The sequence below is a fragment of the Pseudoalteromonas sp. P1-25 genome (genome assembly GCF_001401805.1).
Taxonomy (GTDB): domain Bacteria; phylum Pseudomonadota; class Gammaproteobacteria; order Enterobacterales; family Alteromonadaceae; genus Pseudoalteromonas.
Map to the genome: position 1 here is coordinate 1 of NZ_LKDW01000155.1, position 209 is coordinate 209.

The following is a 209-nucleotide window of genomic DNA, read 5'->3' on the forward strand; positions in this document are numbered from 1 at the left end:
GGTCTGCGCGGAAGATGTAACGGGGCTAAACTATGCACCGAAGCTGCGGATTCATCTTAGGATGAGTGGTAGGGGAGCGTTCTGTAAGCGGTTGAAGGTGTACCGGGAGGTATGCTGGACGTATCAGAAGTGCGAATGCTGACATGAGTAACGATAATGCGGGTGAAAAACCCGCACGCCGGAAGACCAAGGGTTCCTATCCCATGTTA

The 209-nt window shown here is 52.6% G+C and carries 1 rRNA gene; it reads left to right on the forward strand.

Annotated features, from left to right (window positions below):
• Window positions 1–209 (forward strand): 23S ribosomal RNA (locus AN393_RS19980); the annotation flags it as partial.